The sequence below is a fragment of the Clostridioides sp. ZZV14-6150 genome (genome assembly GCF_020657875.1).
GTDB lineage: Bacteria > Bacillota > Clostridia > Peptostreptococcales > Peptostreptococcaceae > Clostridioides.
On record NZ_JAGWDA010000002.1, the window covers coordinates 471,488 to 497,194 of the forward strand.

The 25,707-nt window shown below is 28.3% G+C and carries 20 protein-coding genes; 4 read left to right on the top strand and 16 right to left on the bottom strand.

Annotation, left to right across the window (positions count from 1 at the left end; translation table 11 throughout):
* Position 1: 1 nt before the first annotated feature.
* The 4 genes from vorB to KGF41_RS04645 form a co-directional block, all read right to left on the bottom strand.
* Positions 2-1,051 carry a 3-methyl-2-oxobutanoate dehydrogenase subunit VorB gene (gene vorB, locus KGF41_RS04630; protein WP_227434866.1) on the bottom strand — a complete coding sequence of 350 codons (1,050 nt, stop codon included), beginning with the start codon at positions 1,049-1,051 and terminating at the stop codon, positions 2-4.
* A gap of 16 nt (positions 1,052-1,067) precedes the next feature.
* Positions 1,068-1,286, bottom strand: a complete 219-nt coding sequence (locus tag KGF41_RS04635) for an indolepyruvate ferredoxin oxidoreductase subunit alpha (protein WP_227828825.1) — start codon at positions 1,284-1,286, stop codon at positions 1,068-1,070.
* A gap of 32 nt (positions 1,287-1,318) precedes the next feature.
* A complete protein-coding gene (gene hisC, locus KGF41_RS04640) occupies positions 1,319-2,422 on the bottom strand; it encodes a histidinol-phosphate transaminase (protein WP_227842343.1) in 1,104 nt (367 codons plus the stop codon).
* A gap of 99 nt (positions 2,423-2,521) precedes the next feature.
* Positions 2,522-3,952, bottom strand: coding sequence for an MFS transporter (locus tag KGF41_RS04645; RefSeq protein ID WP_227828827.1), 1,431 nt, complete (start codon positions 3,950-3,952; stop codon positions 2,522-2,524).
* A 685-nt stretch (positions 3,953-4,637) separates the two neighbouring features.
* Between KGF41_RS04645 and KGF41_RS04650 the strand changes: the two genes are divergently transcribed.
* Entirely contained in the window at positions 4,638-6,002 is a 1,365-nt protein-coding gene (locus tag KGF41_RS04650) for a sodium:solute symporter family protein (protein WP_227828828.1), read from the top strand.
* A 23-nt stretch (positions 6,003-6,025) separates the two neighbouring features.
* Positions 6,026-6,679, top strand: a complete 654-nt coding sequence (locus KGF41_RS04655; RefSeq protein WP_227828829.1) for a TetR/AcrR family transcriptional regulator — start codon at positions 6,026-6,028, stop codon at positions 6,677-6,679.
* Between the two features lie 121 nt (positions 6,680-6,800).
* On the opposite strand, the gene KGF41_RS04660 is transcribed toward KGF41_RS04655, so the two are convergent.
* The 10 genes from KGF41_RS04660 to aroD all read right to left on the bottom strand — a co-directional run bounded on the left by KGF41_RS04660 (position 6,801) and on the right by aroD (position 19,734).
* Entirely contained in the window at positions 6,801-7,583 is a 783-nt protein-coding gene (locus tag KGF41_RS04660) for an alpha/beta hydrolase (protein WP_227856405.1), read from the bottom strand.
* Between the two features lie 98 nt (positions 7,584-7,681).
* A complete protein-coding gene (locus KGF41_RS04665; protein WP_227828831.1) occupies positions 7,682-8,848 on the bottom strand; it encodes an AI-2E family transporter in 1,167 nt (388 codons plus the stop codon).
* Between the two features lie 146 nt (positions 8,849-8,994).
* Entirely contained in the window at positions 8,995-10,359 is a 1,365-nt protein-coding gene (locus KGF41_RS04670) for an aldehyde dehydrogenase (protein WP_227828832.1), read from the bottom strand.
* Between the two features lie 209 nt (positions 10,360-10,568).
* Complete coding sequence (locus KGF41_RS04675; protein WP_227842339.1) at positions 10,569-11,108, bottom strand: flavodoxin domain-containing protein; 540 nt, start codon at positions 11,106-11,108, stop codon at positions 10,569-10,571.
* A 232-nt stretch (positions 11,109-11,340) separates the two neighbouring features.
* Positions 11,341-12,612, bottom strand: a complete 1,272-nt coding sequence (gene hflX, locus KGF41_RS04680) for a GTPase HflX (protein WP_413840276.1) — start codon at positions 12,610-12,612, stop codon at positions 11,341-11,343.
* Positions 12,613-13,264: 652 nt separating this feature from the next.
* A complete protein-coding gene (locus KGF41_RS04685) occupies positions 13,265-15,097 on the bottom strand; it encodes an ABC transporter ATP-binding protein (protein ID WP_227434881.1) in 1,833 nt (610 codons plus the stop codon).
* Positions 15,090-17,336, bottom strand: coding sequence for an ABC transporter ATP-binding protein (locus KGF41_RS04690; protein ID WP_227856406.1), 2,247 nt, complete (start codon positions 17,334-17,336; stop codon positions 15,090-15,092). The genes KGF41_RS04685 and KGF41_RS04690 overlap by 8 nt, the downstream gene beginning before the upstream one ends.
* Before the next feature lie 67 nt (positions 17,337-17,403).
* On the bottom strand, positions 17,404-17,865 hold the full coding sequence (locus KGF41_RS04695) for a MarR family transcriptional regulator (protein WP_227828836.1): 462 nt from the start codon (positions 17,863-17,865) through the stop codon (positions 17,404-17,406).
* A gap of 309 nt (positions 17,866-18,174) precedes the next feature.
* Positions 18,175-18,741: a beta-class carbonic anhydrase gene (locus KGF41_RS04700; protein WP_227828837.1), complete on the bottom strand. Its 567-nt coding sequence runs from the start codon at positions 18,739-18,741 to the stop codon at positions 18,175-18,177.
* A gap of 225 nt (positions 18,742-18,966) precedes the next feature.
* Positions 18,967-19,734, bottom strand: a complete 768-nt coding sequence (aroD, locus tag KGF41_RS04705) for a type I 3-dehydroquinate dehydratase (RefSeq protein WP_227856407.1) — start codon at positions 19,732-19,734, stop codon at positions 18,967-18,969.
* 496 nt (positions 19,735-20,230) lie between these two features.
* Between aroD and KGF41_RS04710 the strand changes: the two genes are divergently transcribed.
* Positions 20,231-21,139: a LysR family transcriptional regulator gene (locus KGF41_RS04710; protein WP_227828839.1), complete on the top strand. Its 909-nt coding sequence runs from the start codon at positions 20,231-20,233 to the stop codon at positions 21,137-21,139.
* Positions 21,140-21,217: 78 nt separating this feature from the next.
* Here the strand turns inward: KGF41_RS04710 and eis are convergent, their stop codons facing one another.
* A complete protein-coding gene (gene eis, locus KGF41_RS04715) occupies positions 21,218-22,429 on the bottom strand; it encodes an enhanced intracellular survival protein Eis (RefSeq protein ID WP_227828840.1) in 1,212 nt (403 codons plus the stop codon).
* A gap of 412 nt (positions 22,430-22,841) precedes the next feature.
* Here eis and KGF41_RS04720 point away from each other — a divergent pair, with 412 nt between their 5' ends.
* Positions 22,842-23,474, top strand: a complete 633-nt coding sequence (locus tag KGF41_RS04720) for a CatB-related O-acetyltransferase (protein WP_227850071.1) — start codon at positions 22,842-22,844, stop codon at positions 23,472-23,474.
* A gap of 225 nt (positions 23,475-23,699) precedes the next feature.
* Here the strand turns inward: KGF41_RS04720 and KGF41_RS04725 are convergent, their stop codons facing one another.
* The gene (locus tag KGF41_RS04725; protein WP_227850072.1) at positions 23,700-25,700 is read right to left on the bottom strand and encodes an FAD-dependent oxidoreductase; all 2,001 of its coding nucleotides are present in this window, start codon (positions 25,698-25,700) and stop codon (positions 23,700-23,702) included.
* Positions 25,701-25,707: the final 7 nt, after the last annotated feature.

A 25,707-nucleotide genomic window follows, 5' to 3' on the forward strand; every position in this document is an offset into this window, starting at 1 on the left:
ATTAGAACACCTCCTTAATTTCGCCAGATTTTATTTTGCTGTAAGTGTCCATTACTTGTAATGTTTTTGGTATATGATTTCCACTAAATAATCCATAAACAGGTACATTTTCTTTGCATATTTTCTTTGAAGCTAATGCAACATCCTCTACTAACTGACCTGTATCAGTTGACTCTACTGAGATAAATCCTTTTACATCTTTATTTACCTTTTCAAATGCTTTATATGGGAAAGGCCACACTGTTATTGGTCTTATTATTCCAACTTTTTCTCCTTGTTCTCTAAGTCTTCTAACAGCATTCATAGTTGTTCTTGATGGTATACCGAACGCTACAAACACATATTCTGCATCTTCAACTTGATAATCTTCCCATTGTTGTTCATTTTCAGTTATTCTCATACGCTTCTCCATACAAAAAGCTGGTTTTTGGTTATCTGGAACTTTTGCATGGTCTCTATTACTACCATCATAAGTCCAACCTAAGTCTTCTTCTCTTTTCTTAAATTCAGGAAACTCTACTGGTTCCATCATTTGACCTAAAGCTGCTTCTGTCAAAATTTCAACAGGCACTCTATATTTCTCCGCTACATCAAATGAGTTATACATTAAATCTACAGTTTCTTGAATACTATTTGGTGCATAAACTATTAGATGATAATCTCCATTTCCTCCCCCTCTAGTGTCTCTTAGGTAGTCTGTTTGTGCTGAATCTAGTGAACCAAGACCAGGTCCCCATCTTTGTACATTTACAATTACACAAGGATAATGGTTTGCACATAAATATGAGATTCCTTCTTGTTTTAAAGATATTCCTGGCCCTGAAGAACTTGTCATAGACCTCATTCCACTTGCATATGCTCCATATACCATGTATATAGCAGCCATTTCATTTTCAGATTGTATAAAAGTTCTTCCAAGTTCAGACATTCTATGTGATAAAAATTCCATTACCTCGGTTTGTGGTGTGATTGGATATCCTGCATAAAATTCACAACCACCTCTTAGAGCTGCTTCTGCAATGGCGTGGTTTCCCTTCCACATTTTTTTCATATTCTCCCAACTCCTTTTAAGCCTCTTGACTTGCTTCTTCTTTAATTATTTCAAATACATTATCTGGACATACTTGATAACAAATTCCACAAAGTATGCATTTGCTTTCATCAACTTCTACATGAGTATATCCTTCTGTGTTTATATTATCGGATATTTTTAATGCTCCTTTTTTACAAGATATAACGCAATATTCACAGCTTTTACATCTCTCTGCGTTTATTTTTAAACTCATAGTTACACCCCATTTCGTAATATTTCTATCTATTAGCTAATACTTGGTTCTTCTTTAAGATTTAATATTTCTTTTAAAACTGCTACAAATTTCTTGTTTTCTTCCATAGTTCCAATACTTACACGCACATGTGTAGCATTTGGTCTTATTACAAAACCTCTTTGTTTTAAGTCTTCAAATAACTTAGGTATATCTGTTTTCATATCTACATAAAGGAAGTTTGATTGTGAATCTACAACATCAAATCCCATTTTTGTGAACTCTTCTTTGAAATAAGCCATTCCAGCTCTATTTAACTCATATGTTTCCTTTATAAATTCATCATCATCAAGTGCGGCTGTTGCTCCACTTATCGCAACACGATTAGCAGAGAAAGGTTCTTTTACTGTAAATAAAGTTCTTATTATCTCATCTTTAGCAATACCATACCCTACTCTAAGTCCTGCAAGACCATATATTTTAGAGAAAGTTCTTGTCACTATAACATTATAATTTTCTCTTACATATTTAAGACCATCCACATAATTAGGCACTGTTAAAAATTCTATATATGCTTCATCTAATATAGTTATAATATTTTCAGGGACTTTCTTTAAAAATTCTTCCAATTCTTTATCATCTACAATTGTTCCTGTTGGATTATTAGGATTACATATACATATTAATTTTGTTTTATCTGTAATCTTATCTAATATACCTTGTAAATCATACTTATAATCCTCTGTTAAAGGTACTTCTACTGGTATTCCTTCATTTTTAACAGTTGCTGTTCTATAAGATGGGAATGTTGGGTCACAGTATATAACTTCATCTCCTCTATTTATAAATGCTTCACCTATTAGTGTGATAACGTTATCTGCACCATTAGCAACAATGAAATTTTCTGGTTTTAAATCCAATTTTTCAGCCAATTTTCTTCTAAGTTCATTAGCTTCTGGCTCTGGATAAAGTTGACCTTGTTTTAACATTTCAATCATAGCTTCCATTGCTTTTGGTGATGGTCCCAGAGGATTTTCATTTGAAGCTAGTTTTATTATTTCTTTTACACCATATTTTTCTTTTACTTTTTCTATTGGTTCACCTGGAACATATTGATGTAATTCTTTTACTGTATTTCTCAATAATTTTTCTATCATTTTTAAAAGCCCCCCCTGTATATGTATTTTCATTTATATAAACGCTATTGCGTCTACTTACTCTAACAACTAAACTAAGTCATTTACTCAAATTTTTTATTAAGCATTTCTTTGATTTAATTCTTCTCTTATTTGATTTAATTTTTTATCACTTACTGGATATAAGATTGCTATAACAATAGCTATTATTAAAGGTATTGCCATAGAGTAAGAAATCATATTTATAAAACCTGTTTTAACTGCTGCTGTAACTACCATATCAGCTTGATATCCCATTGAATTCATTAAAATTGTTCTTATAGTAGTTGCAAGTAGTACACCTACTTGTATTGCAACTGGATATAGTGACATACTTAGACCTGGTAAATCTTTTCCTGATTTCCAATGTCCATAATCACAAGAACCAGCAAAGAAGTTAAGATTTATTATTGATACTACATTTGAGAAACCTCCACCAATTGCCAGTAGCATAGTTACACCTAAAGTTGTTCTCCCCCAAGGAGTCCATGCAACTAACAAGTGACATAATGCACATATAGAGAAAGAAATTATTGAAGCTAATTTTTGTTCTTTACAAATTCTTATAAACACTGGTGCGAAAAACATAAATCCTACACTTACCAAAGGCATTATTGCTAAAAATACTGCCAAGCCACGTTCATCTTCTATTACATACTTAAAGTAATAAGGAGCTAAAGGTCCTAGCCCTATAGATCTTATGCATATAAGAAACTCTAAACAGAATGCCATCATAAGTGGTACATTAGTAAATAAAGCTTTTAGCATTTCACTTGCTTTAATTTTTGGTTTTTCTTCTTTTTGAAGTACTTCAGCTTCTGCTCCAGACTTTATTATTTCTGTTGAAGAAAACCAAAATACTAGAAGACATCCTACTGCAAAGAATAGATAAGTACCTAAATAACCCATTCCTTCTCCACCTAGTACATCTGCAAATAAAACTAATAATAACGGATATGAAAAACCTACTAAAAATTTTCCAACTTCTTTGAATATATTTGTAGTAGTTGAACCTATAACTCTGTCTCTAGGTGTTTTAGTAACCACAGGGTAAATAGCATAGATTATAGTGAAAACTACTTGTTGAGCACAAGATGCTATTAACAATAATGCTGTCATTAAAGGTAAAAGTAATGTTGGACTTATTTTCATTAATGGAACTATGAAAAATACTCCATATGTTAGTGCTAATGCTGCAGGTGCATACCTAAGCCAAGGATAATATTTTCCTTTTTTAAATGGTTGCTTGTCAAATATAGTCCCTGTTATCGGAGCCACAGCCATTTTTATGAAAGATTGTATTATTTGCATACCACCTGCCATAATTACACCAAGCTTTGCTACATCAGTTAAAAATATGTTTGTTACTGTTGATACAAAGTAGCCTATAAAATTATATGCCAAATTTATAGAACCTGAGTAAGTGTATACTGCTCTCTTTTTAGGGTCTCTCATATCATCTCTAAAGTTTGATATAAGATTTCCTTTTGGTTTGCTTTCTTGACTACTCACATCTACCCCTCCTTAACATAATTTATTCTTTATTTTATTTTTATTCACGTATAATAATTTGAATTTCAAACCCTACTCCATACTTTCTATAATTCGAATCAAATTTTTATATGTGTATAATTTTAATTTAATTATATTCTCAAAATTCATAATTGTCAAACACTTTTTGGATTTATTTTTTTGTTACTTAAATGAACTAAAAAGGCATTTATACTTAATTTAAATATATATTTTTATTAATATATGCATCTAAAGTGGCACTAAAACATATATTTCAAATTATTTCATCAAAATTCTAGTTATTTTAAATCATCATAAATTTATTCAAGAATAATTTTTATGCTATATTTATATACTACAAGTAGATATTAAAAATATTTTTCCGCCTTTTAAATCCCTTTTATTTTTATACATGTACTATTGATTTTAAAATAAAAGCATGTTACAATTACAAAAAAAGAATATATCAAGTAAACGTTTATTATAATCTTTAATTTCAGAATTTTCAATTTTCTTATTTTATCTAACTTTTACATAACATCATATGTTAAATTATTGTAGCTACACTAATCCAAAGCCAGTTAAAATCAATATTGTCTTACTTTTATATAAAATATATTTAAAATATATTTAAAATATATTTTATAAATTTTATTTAAAAAATATTATATAAGGAGAAAAAATTATGTTACTTTTAATTGCTACGTGTGCAGTGTACATATGGATTGGTTTTTATTTTTCTAAAAAAGTTAAAACAGCATCCGATTTCCTAATTGCGGGTAGAAATCTTCCTTTACCCATACTTGCTGCAACTATTGCTGCTACATCTTTTGGGGGAGGATGTTTGGTTGGTGGAGTTCAATGGGGAGCCGAAAGAGGACTATGGGTTGGTATGTACTCTACTATAGGTGCGGCTTTAGCTTGTTTTGTAAATGCATTTTTTGCAGGAAAATTAAGAAGCTTATCCTGTGATATAACACCTGCTGACTATATTGAAACTAGATATGGTCATAGTATATTCTTAAGAGCTTATCAATGTCTTGTAACACCAATATCAATATTAGCTATTATGGGCAGTCAATTAATATCTTTTGGTTCTGTATCTACTGCATTTGGTATTCCTTATGATATAGCTGTAATTGTAGGAGTCATAGTAATCATTATATATACTTATGCATCAGGAATGTGGGGAGTTGCAGTATCAGCATTTATTCAACTAGCTATTTGTGTAGTATTTTTGCCAATAGTGGCTTATATAAGCTTAAAATTAGTTGGCGACAACCCTTTACTTATGTTACAATCAATGGTAAAAGAACCATTCTTCCCAGGAAATAAGTCGCTTAGTGATTTTATGTATACAGTTTTACCATTGGTTTTAGGCTCAATATTTTCTTATGAAAGTTTTTTGAGATACCAATGTGCTGATAATGCTAAAAATGCAGTTAAAAGCAGTGTTATTGCAGGATTTATACTATTATTTCTTGCTTTCCCTATAGGCATAATTGGAGCTATTGGTGGTAGTTTATTTCCAAACATATCATCTGTTCAGGTTTTACCTCAAATGATATCAACAACTCTACCTCCTTTAATTTCGGTATTATTCTTAGCTGCTATATTAGCTGCCATAATGTCTACAGCTGACTCATTAATGACCTCAATGAGTGCCATAATATCGAGAGATATTTATAATAAATTATTGCATCCTAATATAGAGTTTAATGATTTAAAAAATACTCTTAAATACTCTCAAATTGCCTCAGCTTTAACAGCTATAATAGGAGCAGTTATAGCACTCAAGTTTGACAGTTTATTAGAACTATTGTTTTGGCCAGCACCATTATGTACAGGCGTAATATTTGCACCATTTGTCATTGGTCTTTCCTGGAAAGGTGCTACAAAAAAAGGAGCTATCTGTGCTGTTATAGTAAGTGCAATATTAGCATTTTTAAATATGATTGGCATCCTCACTGTCTTTGACAGAATCCTAGTACCTATAATAGGTGGTTCGGTTACGATACTTATAGTTAGCAAATTTTCAAAAAAAGATTGAAAAGAAAGGTATACACAGTAAATATGTCAAAATCAGAAAAAGGTAAGGAAACAAAAGCTAGTATTATAAGTGCTGCTAGAGAATTATTTTTTGAACAAGGTTATCACAAGACAACAACTAGGCAAATTGCAGAAAGAGCCAATATAAATTTAGGCTTAATAAGTTATTATTTCTCAAGTAAAAGTGAAATCGGAGCTATAATATATGAAGATATAAGGAATGAAATGCAATCTTTAATCTATAATTATCATGAAGAAGGTACAATGATGATGTTCTTTCTTGCTATGAATGCTGACCTTTGTTTTCTTTTAAAAAATGAAGCGTATAGAAACTTTTATTTAGATATAGCTTATGAGGAAGCTATTTTAAGCTATCAACGAAGTGTAACTGAAATGGTCATGAAAAGATATGTTAATGAAAAAGAATCTATAGAACATGACGAATTGATACTTTCTTGTATTGGTATACTCGCTATGAAACCAGAGATAATTAGGGTCTATACTTCACATAAATATGATATATCTTCTCAATCTGTAATAAAATATTTTACAAAACAGTTTCTAATTAACCTTGGTCACAGCACTGATTTATGCGAAGATATTTTAGAGGAATTAAGTAAATACTATATAGATATAGTTGATAATTTTACTCCAATAATAACTCGCATAAGAACTTAATAAAATTTTATTGAACTTTTTAGAGACTGAAATTTTGAAATCATAATTGCATTTTAATATTTCAGTCTTTATTACGTTTAAAAATATTTTATAGTGTTTTGCCCTAATGACAATAAAGTACTTATCCAATTACATCTATAAATTTTTTTATCCACAAATCCCATAGACGCCATTCATGACCACCAACACACTCTTCATATACAATATCAACATCTAAAGATTCTGCATATTTTTTAAAGGTTTGGTTATTCTTATATAAAAAATCCCTATCACCACAAAATTGATAAATTTTGGGAATATCTTTATTACTCTCTTTAAGATTCTTAAGTATGTAAAGTAAATCATTCTCACTATTTCTAGCATCTTTTGGTTTTCCAAAGTCATGGAATAGAATATCAGCATTTGTTTCTATTTGCTGATTTTCCAACTCGTGAATCATATCAGGTGAACCAGAAAAACTTGCTACAGCTGAAAATTCATTTGGTTTTGAAAGTGCTAATTTTAAAGCCCCATATCCTCCCATAGACATCCCAGCTACAAAATTATCTTCTCTCTTATCTGATAAAGGAAATATAGCTCTAACAAATTTAGGTAGCTCTTCACTTACAAAGGTGAAATATTTATGTCCATACACCATATCTGTGTAAAAACTAGTTTCTACTCTTGGTATTACTAAAGCTATATTTTTACTTTTGGCATAATGTTCTACATTAGTGTATCTAATCCATGAACTTTGGTCATCTTCCAGCCCATGAAATAAGTACAAAGTTTTAAACTTACCTTCAAAATCATATATTTCTTTACCAGTAAAAAGTTCTTTTCCATTTGCTACAGGTAAAACTACGATTATATCAGTTTCTCCTCCTGTATATTTTGATTTAAATTTACATTCTATAAATGCCACAAAAAACACCTCTTCTATAATGAATTTATTATCTAAAAAGCACCAAGATTTTAGCTGTCTCAGTGCTTTAAATATTTTATTAATTTATATATTTTTAACTACATATAATCAGAAGTATCTGTTGGTAACCCCTTTTTATCTAATTTACCCTCAATAACATCTTTAATTATAGAATAAATTACTGCAAATAGAGGAACTCCTATTACCATTCCAACAAAGCCTAATAATTTACCTGCAACCAACAATGAGAATAAAATCCAAAATGCAGATATCCCAATTGAGTCTCCAAGTATTTTAGGTCCTATAATATTTCCATCTATTTGTTGTATTATTAATATAATTAACAATAACCATAGTGCTTGTATTGGAGAAACAAACATTACTATTATTGTAGATGGTATTGCTCCAAACAGTGGTCCAAAGAATGGAATAATATTTGTAATACCAATTATTACTGATATTAATAATGCATATGGCATTTTTACTACTGTAAGTATTACAAATGTCAAAATACCTATAATAAATGAATCTAATATCTTACCACCTAAAAATCTACCAAATGTATAGTTACTTCTGTGAGTTAATTCTAGAATTTTAGCAGCTTGTGTTTCTGTAAAAAGTGCATAAGTTATTTTTTTACTTAATCCATAGAATTTTTCTTTATCAATTAGTAAATATACTGAAACAATCAATCCTAGTACAATATTCCATATGCTAGAAGCTATATTCTTCAACATGTTTCCTAATATTGGTATTAAGTCTGTTACAAATTTTATAATGTATGTGACAAATTCATTCCATTTATCTACTGCTAAATTAAAGTATTGTTCATCAAGATTTAAATCAGTCATTAATTTATCAAGAAGCTTAGTTGCGTTGTTTACATACATAGGTATATCATTTGCTAATCCAACAATACTCTCAATTACTTGAGGTAATACGAATTGCATAAATAAGTAGAGTATCAATGCAGCTGTTGCATATGTTAATAAAAGGCCCAATCCTCTTTTTGATTTTTGTTTTAGTTTTTTTAATTTTTCACTTTTGATAAAAAGCCTTTCTTCATAAAATTTCAGAATAAAATTCAGAAGATATGCAATAGCAAACCCTATTATAAATGGCTGTAATGTTGTAAACATAATATCTAAATTGTTAGAGAATACATCAATTTGTGATGATACAAGATAGAATATAATACTACAAGCAGCTATTATAAACGTATAAATTGCTATTGTCGTGTACTTTGTATTCCAATTAATTTTCATTTGTTCCTCCTTATTTCTATATAATTAAATTTTATCACAAAATTACTACTTTTATAACAAATATGCCAAATTAAAATTTTTAATTTGATAAAATATAATCAAAATATATATTTTTAATTTGATTTGTATTTTTTCTACAATATAGTTTACATCATTTTTTTAAGAATTTTAATTAATTTATCATTATATGGTGCATATCTAATAGGAATATCTAAATTTAATTTTTTTAATACACTTTTATAATGAGTAAATGTATCAAATCCTGCTTTACCATGATATGAGCCCATACCACTTTCACCAACACCCCCAAATGGTAAGTAATTAGTAGCTATATGGATAACTGTATCATTTACACAACATCCTCCTGCTGGAATCATTTCTAAAACTTTATTTTCCAGATACTTATTTTTTGTAAATATATAAAGAGCTAGTGGATTTGGTCTTTGTATAACTTCTTGTATAGCTTCTTCTAAGTTTTTATATGTCAAAACAGGAAATACTGGTCCAAATATTTCCTCCTTCATTATATCATCATCCCAACTAACATCACCTATTATAGTTGGGTCTATTTTTAATGTATGGTTATTATAATTACCACCATATACTACCTTTTCCATATCAATAAGGGATATTATACGTTTAAAATGTTTTTCATTTATGATTTTAGGAAATTGTTCATTATCACATGGATTCTCTCCAAAATACTGTTCAATATAATATTTTATTTTCTCTATTAACTCATCTTTTTTATTCTCATGTACTAAAATATAATCTGGAGCTACACAAGTTTGTCCTGCATTTATTAGTTTTCCCCATGTCAATCTTTTTGCAGTAAGATTTATATCTGCATCTTCTAATATAATACAAGGGCTTTTTCCTCCTAGCTCTAAAGTTATAGGAGTTAAATGCTTTGATGCTGCTTTCATAACTACTTTACCTACAGCAGTACTTCCTGTAAAAAATATATAATCGAATTTTTCTAAAAGTACTTTTTCGCTTTCTTCTTGGTCACCTTGAACTACTGCAATATATTCTTTTGAAAATATACTTTCAAGTATATCTTTAATTATATGTGAAGTTGATACAGAGTACTCAGAAAGTTTTATTATTGCACAATTTCCTGCTGCTAATGACCAAACTAATGGTATAAGAGCTAATTGAAATGGATAATTCCAAGGTGACATTATAAGTGTGACACCATAAGGTTGAGGAATAATCTTAGATATAGATGGAAAATTGACCATACTTGAACGAACTCTTTTCGTTTTGCTCCATTTTTTTATATTTTTTATAGCAAAATTCAACTCACTATATAAAATACCTACTTCTGTCATAAATCCTTCAAAATTTGATTTATTTAAATCCTGTTTTAATGCCACAAGTATTTTATCTTCATTTTGTAATATAGCTGACTTTAGCCTTTTTAACTGTTCTAAACGAAATGATACATCTCTTGTTTTACCTGTATTATAGTATTCCCTTTGCATCATTACTAGCTTATTTATATCCACTATTTAAAACCCCCTCTTTAAGAATTTAGACTACTCTATTTTTAAAACAAATTGTTTAAATTTCTATTAATATCATTTTTATACAATAATAAATTCTTATCAATATAACATAAATTTACAAATAAAAAAAGCCCCCCCTTTTAGATACAGGAGAACTAATAAAGAAATTGTATTTTTAAGAATTAACTACTCTATAAACTACAATATAGTTATAAATTTGTGTTTTGAAGTTTATCCACATAATCAAGTATTGGATTTAGATACTTTTTATCACACCAATCAAAATCTTCTCCCAATAATAAAGGAGCTTCTATTGGATTAAAACCCTGATGTTGTTTTTTAGCTATTGACTTTTTAAGAAAACTACAAAGAGTAGTATCAAGCCATGACATTTTTGTTTCATCCCATTCACCACGACAATAAAAACAAGGAATATTATTCAACTTATCCTTAAAATTAACTTCTTTCAATTTTCTTATCACTGAATCATCATATGGAGATGCTCCTACACCAAAAACAATTAGATTTTTACCTGCTAATTTCTCATAATGCTTTTTAAAAAAAGAAATTCCTGCTATATTGCAAGCATAAAGACCTCCTCCTAAAATAATTGTATTGTAATCTATAATCTTTTCTAGATTAATATCCTTAATTTCAAAAATATCACAAGCTAATGATTCTGAAAGCCATTTAGCATATTTTTTTGTTGAACCATACTTACTTTTATAAATTATCACTGTATTTTTCATGTCAATTATCTCCTTAATATTGATAGTAGCTATAATCAGTAACTAGTTACCTTATATTATATTAATTAATTACTTTTATGTCAATAATCTTATTTTTTATTATATATAATAAAGCGGTATAGCTTAGATAGCTATACCGCTTTATACAAATTATAATTTATAATAATTTTACAACTTAACTCTAAATTAACTGCTTTAAGTAAATTCTAGATTACAATACCTTTTACAAAGTTTATTCTAAAACATACTTTTTATACTTGTTATATTCTATATTACTACATTCTACATCTAAAAGAGTTCCCTCTTCCATATATTCTGTATTTATGACACTTGTATTATTATTAAAATAAGAAGCTACATGCCCTTCACTGTACGGAATCAAAAGCTTACATCTTACATAATCTTTAAATATACTATCACAAATACATTTTATCATTTTGTCTATATTTATATTTTTTTTGGCTGAAACAAATATCCCTTCCTTGCCTATATCATCTACAATATCATTTAATAATTCTTCCTGAACTAAATCAATTTTATTGTAAACATTTATTATAGGGATATCATTTGCACCAATTTGCTTTAAAGTATCTTCTGTTACTTTAATATGATTTTTATAGCTTGGATTTGAAACATCAATAACATGTAATAACACATCTGCTTCGCATGCTTCTTCTAATGTTGACCTAAATGCTTTTACTAAATCATGTGGTAGATTACTTACAAATCCAACTGTATCAGACAATAAAAATTCTTTATTATCTGGAAGAACTATGTTTCTAATAGAAGTTTCTAATGTCGCAAATAGCATGTTTTTTTCAAATACTTTCTTTTCTTCAGAGTTTTTAAATATATCAACTAATTCATTCATTATTGAAGATTTTCCAGCATTTGTATATCCAACTAAAGCTACATTTGGAAGATTCGATTTTTTTCTCATATTTCTTTGAGTTTCTCGTTGGAATTTTAAATCATCTAATTCCCTGTTTAGAGAAGTTATCTTTTCTTCTATTCTTCTACGATCAAGCTCTAATTTCTTTTCACCAGAACCTCTATTTTTAGTACCTACTCCACCACTTTGACGCCCTAAATTTTCATTTGAGCCTATAAGTCTTGGTAACATATATCTTAAGCTTGCTACTTCCACTTGAAGCTTGGCTTCTCTAGTTTTTGCCCTTTGTGCAAATATATCAAGTATTAATGCTGTTCTATCTATAATTTCACAGTTAAATTTTTCTTCAAGGTTTTTAAGCTGTGATGTAGAAAGCTCATTATAAAATACAACTATATCCGCTTTTTCTTGCTCTATTAAATTTAATAATTCTTCAACTTTACCTGTACCAATATAATATGCTCTATTAACCTGCTTTGCATTTTGAGTTATACTTCCTACAACATCAATATTACATGCTAAACATAAGTTTTCAAGCTCAATCACTAGTTCATTAAAATCCTCAGATTTATTATTTATATTTAGTCCTACTATTATTCCTTTTTTTGCCATATCCATATTCTCCTTATATACTATTTTTTATTTAATATATAGCACGAGATTATGGCTCTATAATTAAATTCGTTAAGAATTTGCTTGTTTAATTTTATCCTTAAATTATACTTCTAATTTAATATTATAATAACCATAATCGTGCGTTATTTTCTTAATCTTATATAAAAAATCACTTTAAAACACCTCTCCTCAATTATATTATGTAGTTTTTTGAATAAAAAAACTCCTTATAAATCTAAGTAATACAAAACAAGCTACTTACATTATAAGAAGGATTAAAATTCTAAATATATATTAAAAATATGCCAATCTAGTTGACTAATATGTGATTATTATATTATATTTAACCCAATTCTTAAATTTAAGTAGTTTTTTACACAACTAATAAAAGTAACTAAAATACACAACTTTACATAATTGTTAACTATTAAAATTAAATTTTATTATTAATAAAATTTAAAGAATACGATTAAATATACATTTTGATAATCACCTCCAACATTTTCCTTACTATATATTATAACAAAATACATACTTTGTAAATACATAAAAAATAGATAAGATTATATCTTACAAAATATAATCTTATCTACCTAGTTTATTCTATATTTATCTCATAACGATACTAATATTTTAAAGTAAATTCTTACTACATTGCTTCGTCTTCTTCAAATTGAGAATTGTAAAGATTAGCATAGAATCCACCTTTCTTTAGAAGTTCCTCATGGTTTCCTTGTTCAACTATATCTCCTTCATTCATAACAAGAATCATATCAGCATCACGTATAGTTGATAATCTATGTGCTATAACAAAGCTTGTTCTACCTTCCATAAGATTATCCATAGCTTTTTGAATTAATACTTCTGTTCTAGTATCAACAGAACTTGTAGCTTCATCCAATATTAAGATTTTAGGGTCTGCTAAAATGGCACGAGCTATAGTCAATAATTGTTTTTGACCTTGAGAAACATTACTTGCTTCTTCATTTAATTTCATGTTGTATCCATCTGGCAATGTTTTGATAAATCTATGAACATGTGCAGATTTAGCTGCTTCTATAACTTCTTCATCTGTAGCATTTAGTTTACCATATCTTATGTTTTCCATAATCGAGCCACTAAATAACCATGTATCTTGAAGAACCATACCAAACATTTCTCTAAGCTCACTACGATTGAAATCTTTAATATTATGACCATCAATTAGTATTGAACCACTATTAACATCATAAAATCTCATTAAAAGCTTAACTATAGTAGTTTTACCTGCTCCTGTAGGTCCAACAATAGCAACTTTTTGACCAGGTTTAACATTTACTGAGAAATCATTTATTATAGTCTTATTTGAATTATATCCAAAATTGACATTTTCAAAATCAATCTTACCTTCTAAACCATCTATTGAAACTGCATTTTCAACAACTTGGTCTTCTTCTTCCTCTTCTAAAAACTCAAATACTCTTTCAGAAGCTGCTGCTGTTGACTGTAGTAAGTTAGCAACCTGTGCAATCTGAGTCATTGGTTGTGTAAAGTTTCTTACATATTGTATAAATGACTGTATATCTCCAACCTCAATTGTCTTCTTGATTGCAAGCCAACCTCCTAAGATTGATACCATTACATACCCTAAGTTTCCAATAAACATCATAAGTGGTTGCATTATCCCTGACAAAAATTGAGATTTCCATGCTGAATTATACAAACTATCATTTAATTTATCAAATTCATTAATTGCTTCTTCTTCACGATTAAATGCTTTTACTATTGTTTGACCACTATAAGTTTCCTCAACTTGCCCATTTACATTCCCTAAATATTCTTGTTGAGATCTAAAGTATTTTTGTGATTTCTTTACTATTCTTGAAATTACAAACATTGATATTGGTAATATTAAAATTGCCACTAATGTCATAATACCACTTATAGATAGCATCATTATCAAAACACCTATCATAGTTGTTACTGATGTTATAAGTTGTGTCATACTTTGATTTAAACTTTGATTTAGAGTATCTATATCATTTGTAATTCTTGATAGTATTTCACCATGTGTTTTAGTGTCAAAATACTTCATTGGCAATCTATCTAGTTTTACTGAAATCTCTTGTCTTAAATTATAGGATACTTTTTGAGAAATTCCACTCATTATGAATCCTTGTATAAAAGAGAATAGTGCACTTACCAAGTAAAGGCAAAGTAATAATGCTAAAATTTTTCCAATTGCATCAAAATCTATACCTACATTGCCTCCAGAAACTTTGCTCACTAATCCTTCAAATATCTTTGTAGTTGCCTTACCTAAAATTTTTGGACCTACTATAGAAAACGATGCACTACCAATAGCAAATACAATTACCAAAATTATTGATATTTTAAATTTAGATAAGTATGCAATTAGTTTTCGCATGGTCCCTTTAAAGTCATTTGCTTTTTGTCCTGCTCCTATAGATTTTCCCATAGGACCTTTTCCCATTCTACTCATTAGCTAGCTCCTCCTTTGAAAGTTGTGATAAAGCTATTTGCTCATAAACTTCGCAATTTTTTAGAAGCTCTTTATGTGTTCCTATTCCAACTATTTTTCCTTCATTTAAAACAACTATTTGTTCTGCATGCAAGATGGTACTAATTCTTTGTGCAACTATTAATACTGTACTCTCAGCAGTTTGTGATTTTAAAGCTTTACGAAGAGCTGCATCAGTTTTTAAGTCAAGAGCCGAAAAACTATCATCAAATATATAAACTTCTGGATTTTTTGCTATTGCTCTTGCAATAGAAAGTCTTTGTTTTTGACCTCCAGAGACATTTGTTCCACCTTGAGAAATTTCAGTTTTAAAAGCTTCTGGTTTAGAATCAATGAATTCTGTAGCTTGAGCTATTTCAGCTGCAGCTCTCATTTCTTCATTTGTTGCGTCTTTTCTACCATATTTCAAGTTGGATTCTATAGTACCAGAGAACAATACTCCTTTTTGAGGTACATATCCAATTTTTTCTCTTAAATCATGTTGAGAAACATTTTTTATATTAACTCCACCAAATAATATTTCCCCCTCAGTAACATCAAAGAAACGAGGAATTAAATTTATAAGAGTAGACTTCCCACTACCAGTGCTTCCTATAAATGCAGTTGTTTCTCCTGGTTTTGCTGTAAAGGATATATCTGTCAATATAGCTTCTTCTGCATCTGGATACATGAATGAAACATTTTTGAATTCAACAAGACCTTTTTTATCTTCTTTAAATTCTTGTACTTTTGATTTTTCTGGGTCTTTGATACTTATATCTGATACCAATACTTCATCTATACGTGTAGCTGAAACAGACGCTCTTGGAAGCATAATAGATATCATTGATATCATCAAGAATGACATTATTATCTGCATTGTGTATTGTATAAATGCCATCATATCTCCAACTTGCATTGCTCCAGAATCAACACTATATGCACCTCTCCAAACTATAAGAACTGTAATAAGGTTCATTATAAGCATCATAGCAGGCATCATACATGTCATAACTCTATTTACAAAAAGATTTGTTTTAGTTAAATTTTTATTTGCTTCATCAAATCTTTTTTCTTCATGTTTTTCAGTACTAAAAGCTCTGATAACTGGAATACCTGTAATTATTTCACGGCTTACTAAGTTTAACTTATCAACAAGCTTTTGAACCAATTTAAACTTAGGCATAACAACTGAGAATAATACAATTATTAAAGATAAAATAGCTACTACTGCAACTGCTATAATCCAAGCCATTGAAGTATTAGTATTTAAAACTTTTATTATTCCTCCTATAGCCATTATTGGAGCATAAAAAACTATTCTAAGTAGCATAACCATCAACATTTGTATCTGTTGAATATCATTTGTACTACGAGTGATTAGTGATGCTGTAGAAAACTCATTCATTTCACTATTTGAAAATGACATAACTTTTCTAAAAACTCCACTTCTTAAATTTCTTCCTACACTTGCTGCTACTCTTGCTGCTAAAAATCCAACTGTAATTGTAGCTACCATACTAATCATAGCTATCCCAAGCATTTTTGCACCAGTAAGTAAGATATAATTATTTTGCATATTTTCTGTATCAATACCTATTTTTTCATATTCTGCTTTTACATATGATACTGAACTTTGTGTTATCATACTTTCTGGCATACTTTCAAAGCTTTTGCTCATCTCTTTAGTTAATTTGTCTAGTTGTTCTATTGGCATCATTGATAACACTTTAAATATATCAACTTCTTCACCTTGAGTCCCTTGTGTAGGAAGTTGACTCATTATCTGAGATTTCATTGCTTTTACTTCTTTACTATCTCCTTCAAGACCTGATACAATTAAAATAGATTTACCAAAAATACTATTTAACTCATCTATAGTATCTTTGTCTTTAGTATTTAACTCATAAAGAGATTCGTCTTTTAAATTTGGATACTTATCTTTATACTTGCTGTAATCTTCCTTATTCAGTAAAGTGTAATTATCTAATACTTTATCCTTATTATCTTTATCCATAAATAAAGTAATCTTATCTAGTTCACTTTTTCTAATTATAGATGGAACAGAGTTTTCTACTCCACCTTGCTGTATACCTATATTTACTATATTAGATGTATATTTTGGTAAAGAAAGGTCACATACTGCTTGAACCACCAATAAGCATACTATTACTACTATTGATAAGGCTGACTTCTTTAAATATTTAATTAATTTAAACATACACTTCTTCCCCTCTGTAATATTAATTAGTCTAATAGCATTAAATTGAAAAACATTGTTTTAAACCTTAAAAATATTTTTCATGCTCATGTTTATGACATCCTGCTTTCAAATTGTCTCTAACTTGCATTAGGAGTCTTCTAAGTACTATCTTTTCTTCTTCACTAAACCCTAAGAAGAATTCTCTTTCTAATTCTTTGTTAAATTCCTCTACTTTGTTACATACTTCTAGACCTTTATCTGTTAAAAAAATCCTAGAAATTCTTTGGTCCTTTTCATCTTGTTTTCTTTCTACAAACCCAGCTTTTTCCATTCTCTTTACCATAACTGTAGTTGTAGATGCTTTTACTTTTCTTTTATCTGCTAATTCTTTTTGACTTTGGCCATTTTTCATCTTAAGAGAAAATAGTATTTGTGGCTGACCATGGTACAAACCTAATTTATCAAAATAAAAATGAGTTCTTATAAAATATATTCGCATCAATTGCAAAAAAACATCATTTAATTTTTCTTCAGAATTACTATTCATACTTACCCTCCTTATTTTTATATTACTTAGTCGGCTAATGATTATTTTACTATAACATATGCATTTTTTCAATATATTTATAAAAAATTCATATAAATTTCATTTATTAAATATTTTTTTATTAATTGATTATGATTTTAATAAATAATAGTAAGTTTTTTAATTAGCTAACTACTTATATTTTTCATTAAAAACCTTAAGATAAACCTTTTCATAAATTTATCAATAAAAAAAGTTGTCTCAAAATAAAATAAATTTTGAAACAACTTCTTATTTAATAATATATTACTTATATATTATAACAGTATATTATTTATCCTCATATCCATTTACAACAACATCTATTTTTCCAGTTTCTGGTGATATAATCAAACCATGCACAATAATTCCTTCTGGAATTAAAGGATGATTTTTTATTAAATTAATACTATCTTTTACAGAATCTTCTGCTGAATCAAATCCATGTAACCATTGTTTTGTATCAATTCCGGCACTACGAAGTGTAAGTATTACGTCATTTGATATTCCTCTATCTAAGATTTTATTTAGTAATTTATCCGTATCCACATTGCACATACCACATCCATGGTGTCCTACAACCATAACTTCATCCACATCAAATTCATAAATTGCAACTAAAATACTTCTCATAATACTTCCAAATGGATGCATTATAGTAGCACCTGCATTTTTTATTAGTTTAACATCTCCATTTTTAAGATTCATAGCTTTAGGTAAAAGTTCAGTTAATCTTGTATCCATACAAGATAAGACTACTATTTTTTTATTTGGATGTTTTGATGTTGCATACTGTTCATATTCTTTATTTTCCACAAATGATTTATTATACTCTAATATCTCTTCAAGTTTTCGCATATGTAATCTCACTCTCTATAAAAATTTTTTATATTATTATATCACTATTGGACTACAATATATACATATATAATTTAATTTATATTTATCAATTATTTTTATAAAATTATTATTTTTCCATAATTTCACATATTAGTTATATTAATAATATTACCTACTAAATCTACAAAATCATATTTTATAGTACATCATAAACCTTCATCATATATAATCAATACTTTTAAATTAATTAATACTTTTATGTAATATGTATAGTATTGAATTTAGTTCTTCAACTGATATTTGCCCTGGTGCAGAAACCTTTTTAGCTGCTCCAAAAGTCAATGAAGAGCCAAATATTTCTCCACACAAACGACTTATAACTCCCATTCCTGCCATAGACATAGTTATTATTGGTCTATCTGCATAAACTTGAACCATTTCATTTGTAGCTGTAAGCAACACTAGAACATCTCTTTCATTTTGTGGCATAACAGCTATTTTAGGTAAGTCTGCTCCTAGTTTTTGCATTTTGCATAAACGACATATAATTTCTTCTTTTTTGGGAGTTTTATTAAAATCATGATTTGACATGACTACTTTTACTTCTTTTTTATGAGCAAACTCGACTATTTCATTTACAATTTCATCTCCCATAAATAGCTCTACATCTATTAAGTCTATTAATCCTGTATTAGAAATTTCCTTATTTAAAATAGTATAATAATCTTTTGATATTAATTTTTTTCCACCTTCTTTTATACTTCTAAATGTAAATAATAGAGGTATATCTGGCATATATTTTCTTAATTCGTTAAGAACCTCTTTAACTTGTTGAATATTTTCTACATTCTTAAAGAAATCAACACGCCATTCTACAACATCCAAACAAATTCCCTTTAAGTCATTAACTTCTTCAATAATTTCTTCTTTAGTTTTTCCAACTATTGGTACACAGATTTTAGGTATACCTTCTCCTATTCTAATATTTTTTACTTGTACTATATTTTTCATATTTCTCCTCCACAAATATAGAAGTTTTATCAGATTTTATATTCATTTTATTTCACAGTATTATTATATCGTAAAAATACTATAAGTCATAACAATACTAATTCTACAGTAATATTTCATTTTATCCTTAAAGTAACAATTCTTATAGTATGTAAATCATTTAATCACATGTATTTTTGCTATATCTATATTTTAAAAGTTTGTATTACTCAACTTATAGTAATTTCAAATCCATTAATATATTTAAATTTTTAAGTGTTTAAAAAATTCAGTACTATATATTTTTTTATAATCTATATAACCATAAAGGTTAAATATACTTACATTTAATTTTTTTACACTCTTTCTTGTAATTTCATTATATTATTTAAGTATTATTAATATAATGCATATTATTCTTAATATTAATAGAATTAATCTATGAATTATGGTATAATATGGTATAATTATGTAGAAATAACTCGAATTTCATTACTTATGAAGGGATTGAATATCAATGAACCTAAATCATTTGCATTACTTTAGAGTTTTAGCCAAAGTTGAACACTATACAAAAGCAGCTACACAATTGTCTATAACTCAACCAAGCTTAAGTCATGCTATATCTGCTCTTGAAAAAGAGCTGGGAACCTTTTTATTTGAAAAACAAGGTAGAAATGTTCGTTTGACTAAATATGGTAAGTTTTTTTTAACTTATGTTGATAAAGCATTGGGTGAATTAGAAAGAGGAGAAAAAAAGCTTAGAGAATATACCAGTATATCAAAAGGTGTTATAGACTTAGGATTTATTTATACATTGGGAGCTTACTTCATTCCAGATATACTTGGTAAGTTTTTAGAAAAAGAGTTAAATAAAAATATTTCATTTTCATTTGGCCAAGGTACCACTAAAAAGATTATCCAGGGTTTAAAAGATGAAAAGTTTGATTTAGCATTTTGCTCTTTTGTTCCAAATGAACCCAACATAGATTTTACATCTATACTTCAGGAGGAATTGGTTGTAATAGTACCATATAGCCACCCTCTGGCCTCAAATGATAGTGTAGACTTAAAAGATACAAAGGATTACCCTTTTATATTCTTTAGTGAAGATAGTGGAGTTAGACCAATTATTGATAATCTCTTTGAAAAAGTTGATGTAAAGCCACAAATTATATGTGAAACAGAAGAAGATACAGCTGTTGCAGGTTTAGTTTCTATTAACTACGGTATAGCAGTCGTTCCCAATATTTTTGCTCTTAAATATTTTAATGTAAAGGTTTTATCAATAACAAATCCTATACATGAAAGATACATATATTTAGCTACAATGAAAAATAAATATTTAACTCCTGCTGTTAATAGTTTTAAAAACTTTATTATTAATTATAGTAAAAACAATAATCTAATTGATAAAATGGAATAAAAATACGTTAAAAAGGGATTGTTTCAAAGTAAATACTCTGTACAATCCCAGATATATTTTAAAATTTATTAAAGTTTATTAGAAATAATCTGAGAAATATGGATTTTCACGTTCAATAAGATTTTCTAATAAATCTGCTACTTCTTTATCACAAATAATTCTTTTTATTCTATGAAGATAAGTTGGTCTTTTGTAACTAAGCAACATAGTTGTAAGTGTTTGTATGTCAAGTTTCAAGTCATACTTATCACCACCATCAATTAACATACCTTTCCCCTCTTTAGAAACATTTAATGTAAACACTCCTGTATTCCAATCTAATAAAGGGTCTTCTAATTGAAAGACTAACTTTACTTCATTTTCCTGTTCTTTAAATGGATACTGGTTTATAAATTGTTCTATATCAACAATTCTACCCATAAAGTATGGTTTTATATTTTCTTCTATATCTCCATCTTCAAGTAAAAATGCCAATGGTTCATCTGTATATGTATTCCCAACCACTTTATTTATCATTGAAAAGTGAGCACTTATAAAATTCCATAATCCTGTACGTGCCTCTTCTTCTACAAATACCATTTCTTTAATATAGAATATTTCATCAGAAATCCAATATAACACATAACCTTGTGCTTCATGGTTTTTATCATAATAAATTGCACATGTTAAGTCATCTAAATCCCAACGCCAGTATTCTTCCCATGCTAACTCACTTCTAATCATAGACGCATGGCTCTTTTTAGAAAAGCGTTCATAAACATTTCTGACATCTTCGTGTTCTATACTTACACGCTCAACTTCTCCTGATACCACTTTAGGTTTTGGTAACTGAGTATCTTTAATTTCAAAAGATATCTTATCTGATATTATTTCCCATCCCTTACGACGATAATATGGAATTGAGTATGGAAATAAATAAGATATAGATTGTTTTCTTTCTCTCATATCTGTTAATGCTTGTCGCATCAATTTATCCATAAGACCTAAATTAGAATATTCTGGATATGTTCCAACACCAGTAAGACCACCCATATCGTATTCTTGACCAAATATATTGATTTTAAATGGATAAACAGCTATTTGAGATACTAATTTATCCTCATCAAACCAACCAAATACATCTGCTTGTCTTAATACAGGTAGTTTAGCAAGGGTTATTTCTCTTTCCTCCCAACCTACTTGTTGTAAATCATGGTTTGTCACTTGAAATACATAACGTAACAATTGATTGAATTGTTGTAAATGCTTAGTTTCTACTTTCTTCATTTCGAGTCTCTCTAGTCGACTCATAATAAAACCTCCTAAAAATAAATACATATAAATACTATCTATTTATATAATATAGATAATAAATTTACATAAATACTACATAAATATTTATATAAGCATAATTCTATCATACCCAATATATTCTAGTCAAATCACTATTGAAAATTAAAGTTTAATTCAATAATAACGTTATTTAACTTAATAAAAAATACTTTCTATTTAGTATATCTTAAATACTTGTAATTTTTTATCACTTTGATATAATCAAATAAATAGACAATTATCATAAAATACGACTTAGTTAAAAATATTTTATTGAAAATAAAATAATAAACTATAAATAAGTAATATGTAAGGAGTGATTCTATGAAGAGATGTATTGTAATAATGGGATAGTCAGGAAAATAACATAATATAAAGGAGAGATTTAAACATGACTATTCCAAATTCAGATAAAATATATCCAAGAAGTAACGATTATCAAACTGTATATCTTAAAAATGTGATTACAAGAGACAATATAAAAGTTGGAGATTATACAATATATAACGACTTTTATAATGACCCAAGAGATTTTGAAAAAAATAATGTACTATATCAGTATCCTATAAACAATGACAAATTAATAATCGGAAAATTTTGTTCAATTGCATGTAAAGCAAAGTTTCTAATGACTAGTGGAAACCACACAATGAAATCACTCTCTACTTATACATTTCCAATCTTTTATGAAGACTGGGGTTTAGACATAAATCATATAACAGATGCTTGGTACAATAAGGGTGATATTGTAATTGGAAATGATGTATGGATAGGCTATGATGCTGTAATTATGTCAGGTGTAAAAATTGGTGATGGTGCAATTATTGGAACAGGAGCTGTAGTTACTAATGATGTCCCTCCATATTCTATTGTTGGTGGAATACCTGCAAAAATTATAAAGAAAAGATTTAACGATGATATAATTTCAAAATTATTAAAAATTAAGTGGTGGGATTGGTCATATGAAAAAATCCAATCAAATATTCAACATATTCAATCAGGAGCTATTGATAAATTAGTTTAATATTTTATGACTAATTTATCTTAAAACGAGATTTAAGGGAAATCTTTTTAGGAATTCCCTTAAATCTACTATATTACCAATAGTACTCTTTGATATAGTTAAAATTAAAAATAGTACTAAAGTTATAAAACAAAGATGAATTAACTTTTCTAAGATTACTTTATTTTTATTATTTATTCTCTACAAAAGATTTGACTTTTCTAAAATTGTCTTTTTTATCTATTATCATAGAAGATTTAACTTTTCTAAAGTTGTTATTATATTTCTTCCTTCTCTAACTCCATCTATTATTCTTCTAGCTATTTTACTATCTCCTATATTTATAACTTCCACATTTTTAGCTTCAAAATGTTTCTTTAAATCATTCAAAATTGGATTATTAGATTTCATTCCTAAACATATAAATCCATAATCAAAATCTAGCAATAACTCTTCTTTATCCTTCTTAACTTTAAAATTATCATCCTCAACTTCCAATAATGCTGTATTTGTATAAACATCAACATTGTAATCTTTTAACATCTTCATCATTGTAACCTTTGTTATAGGGTCTAAATCTTTTCCTACCACTGGTAACATCTCAACTATAGAAGTTCTAGCCTTATTTTCCGAGAAAAATTCTACAACATCTAATCCAACAGCTCCACCACCCACAACTACTACTTTCTTATTTTCTAAGTCTTTTGTTTGAAAATCTTCTATATCATTAAATAGCCTAAATATTGAACTCACCTTTCCATTTTCTTGGTCTATCCTATCCAACAAACCAGTTATTGGTGGAAGTAATGGTTTTGAACCTGTAGCATTTATAATTATATCGGGTTTTAAATTTTCTATAAATTTAATATCAGCTTTTGTATTTTTAAAAACAATTAAATTTTTTAATTTTTTAACTCTCTGTTTTAAATACTTTGGAAAATCATTTATTCTACTTTTATCTGGAAAAGTTGATATTGTCTCAGCAAGCCCTCCTATATCTGCTTTTTCTTCTAATAAAAATACATTACATCCCACCTCTGCTGCTGTGGCTGCTGCTTCAAGACCAGCCGTTCCTCCACCTACAACAACTACATTTGTTGTCTTATTTACTTTTCTCTGTTTATATTCTTCTCCATTTATTAAGTCTGGATTTACTGTACATCTTATAGGTCTATTTGCTCCAATTCTATTACCTGCACATCCTATATTGCATGAAATACACTTTCTTATTGAATCTTCTTTTCCATTTTGCACTTTTTCAACCCAATTAGGGTCAGCTATAAGCCCTCTTCCCATACCTATAAAATCCGCTTCATTATTTTTAAGTATTTTTGATGCTATTTCTGGGTTTCTTATATTTCCAGTTATTATTGTTGCTTTTCCAAATCTTTTTTTAACTGCTTTAGACATATATGAACGCCAACCATCTTCTAATGTCATTGTATCGATTTGAAATTGTATAGAATCATTTAATGCTGCTGATACATTATATATATCTACTTCTTCATTTAAATATTCAAGAAGCTTTAAGGTATCATTTAAAGTATTTCCTCCTTCTATAAATTCATCAGCACTTACCCTTAAAGATATAGGAAATAATGCTCCCACTTCGTCTCTAACTTTATCAATTACTAGTTTTGCAAATCTCGCTCTGTTTTCAAGACTTCCACCAAATTCATCTGTACGCTTATTGTAAATTGGGGATAAAAATTGACTTATTAGATATGAGTGCCCAGCGTGTATCTCTACGGCGTCAAAACCAGCTATTTGAGCTCTTTTTGCTGCCTTACCATATTTTTTAGCTATATTTAGTATTTCTTCTTTCTTTAATTCTCTGGGTATTGTTCCTCCATTTTTTGAAGGTATATTAGAAGAAGATACTGGAGTTAATCCATTTATTCTCTCTGGCATAGCTGAAGCACCTGAATGATTAATTTGTATAGCTACACATGCACCATGTTTATGTAAATTCTCAGTTAACTTATATAAGGCAGGTATGTATCTGTCATGGTCTATTCTTATTTGTGTAGTTCCATTAGAACCTAAAGGAAAATCTACACAAGCATTTTCTACAATTATAAGTCCAGTTCCACCTTTAGCTCTTTGTTCATAATATTTAATGTGCTCATCTTTAAATTCTCCACTTTCTCCACCAAAGTTTGTTCCCATCGGTGGCATAACTATTCTATTTTTTACATTCATCCTTTTTATAGTTAATGGTTCAAAGATATTTTGATATATTTTCATTTCTATT

Excerpts from the sequence above, each read along its gene's own strand:
- KGF41_RS04720 (WP_227850071.1), top strand. The coding sequence starts at position 22,842 with ATGACTATTCCAAATTCAGATAAAATATATCCAAGAAGTAACGATTAT.
- KGF41_RS04665 (WP_227828831.1), bottom strand. The coding sequence starts at position 8,848 with ATGAAAATTAATTGGAATACAAAGTACACGACAATAGCAATTTATACG.
- eis (WP_227828840.1), bottom strand. The coding sequence starts at position 22,429 with ATGAGTCGACTAGAGAGACTCGAAATGAAGAAAGTAGAAACTAAGCAT.
- hflX (WP_413840276.1), bottom strand. The coding sequence starts at position 12,612 with ATGGCAAAAAAAGGAATAATAGTAGGACTAAATATAAATAATAAATCT.
- KGF41_RS04650 (WP_227828828.1), top strand. The coding sequence starts at position 4,638 with ATGTTACTTTTAATTGCTACGTGTGCAGTGTACATATGGATTGGTTTT.
- KGF41_RS04690 (WP_227856406.1), bottom strand. The coding sequence starts at position 17,336 with ATGTTTAAATTAATTAAATATTTAAAGAAGTCAGCCTTATCAATAGTA.
- KGF41_RS04685 (WP_227434881.1), bottom strand. The coding sequence starts at position 15,097 with ATGAGTAGAATGGGAAAAGGTCCTATGGGAAAATCTATAGGAGCAGGA.
- KGF41_RS04725 (WP_227850072.1), bottom strand. The coding sequence starts at position 25,700 with ATGAAAATATATCAAAATATCTTTGAACCATTAACTATAAAAAGGATG.
- KGF41_RS04700 (WP_227828837.1), bottom strand. The coding sequence starts at position 18,741 with ATGCGAAAACTTGAAGAGATATTAGAGTATAATAAATCATTTGTGGAA.
- hisC (WP_227842343.1), bottom strand. The coding sequence starts at position 2,422 with ATGATAGAAAAATTATTGAGAAATACAGTAAAAGAATTACATCAATAT.
- KGF41_RS04695 (WP_227828836.1), bottom strand. The coding sequence starts at position 17,865 with ATGAATAGTAATTCTGAAGAAAAATTAAATGATGTTTTTTTGCAATTG.
- KGF41_RS04635 (WP_227828825.1), bottom strand. The coding sequence starts at position 1,286 with ATGAGTTTAAAAATAAACGCAGAGAGATGTAAAAGCTGTGAATATTGC.
- vorB (WP_227434866.1), bottom strand. The coding sequence starts at position 1,051 with ATGAAAAAAATGTGGAAGGGAAACCACGCCATTGCAGAAGCAGCTCTA.
- KGF41_RS04655 (WP_227828829.1), top strand. The coding sequence starts at position 6,026 with ATGTCAAAATCAGAAAAAGGTAAGGAAACAAAAGCTAGTATTATAAGT.
- KGF41_RS04675 (WP_227842339.1), bottom strand. The coding sequence starts at position 11,108 with ATGAAAAATACAGTGATAATTTATAAAAGTAAGTATGGTTCAACAAAA.
- KGF41_RS04710 (WP_227828839.1), top strand. The coding sequence starts at position 20,231 with ATGAACCTAAATCATTTGCATTACTTTAGAGTTTTAGCCAAAGTTGAA.
- aroD (WP_227856407.1), bottom strand. The coding sequence starts at position 19,734 with ATGAAAAATATAGTACAAGTAAAAAATATTAGAATAGGAGAAGGTATA.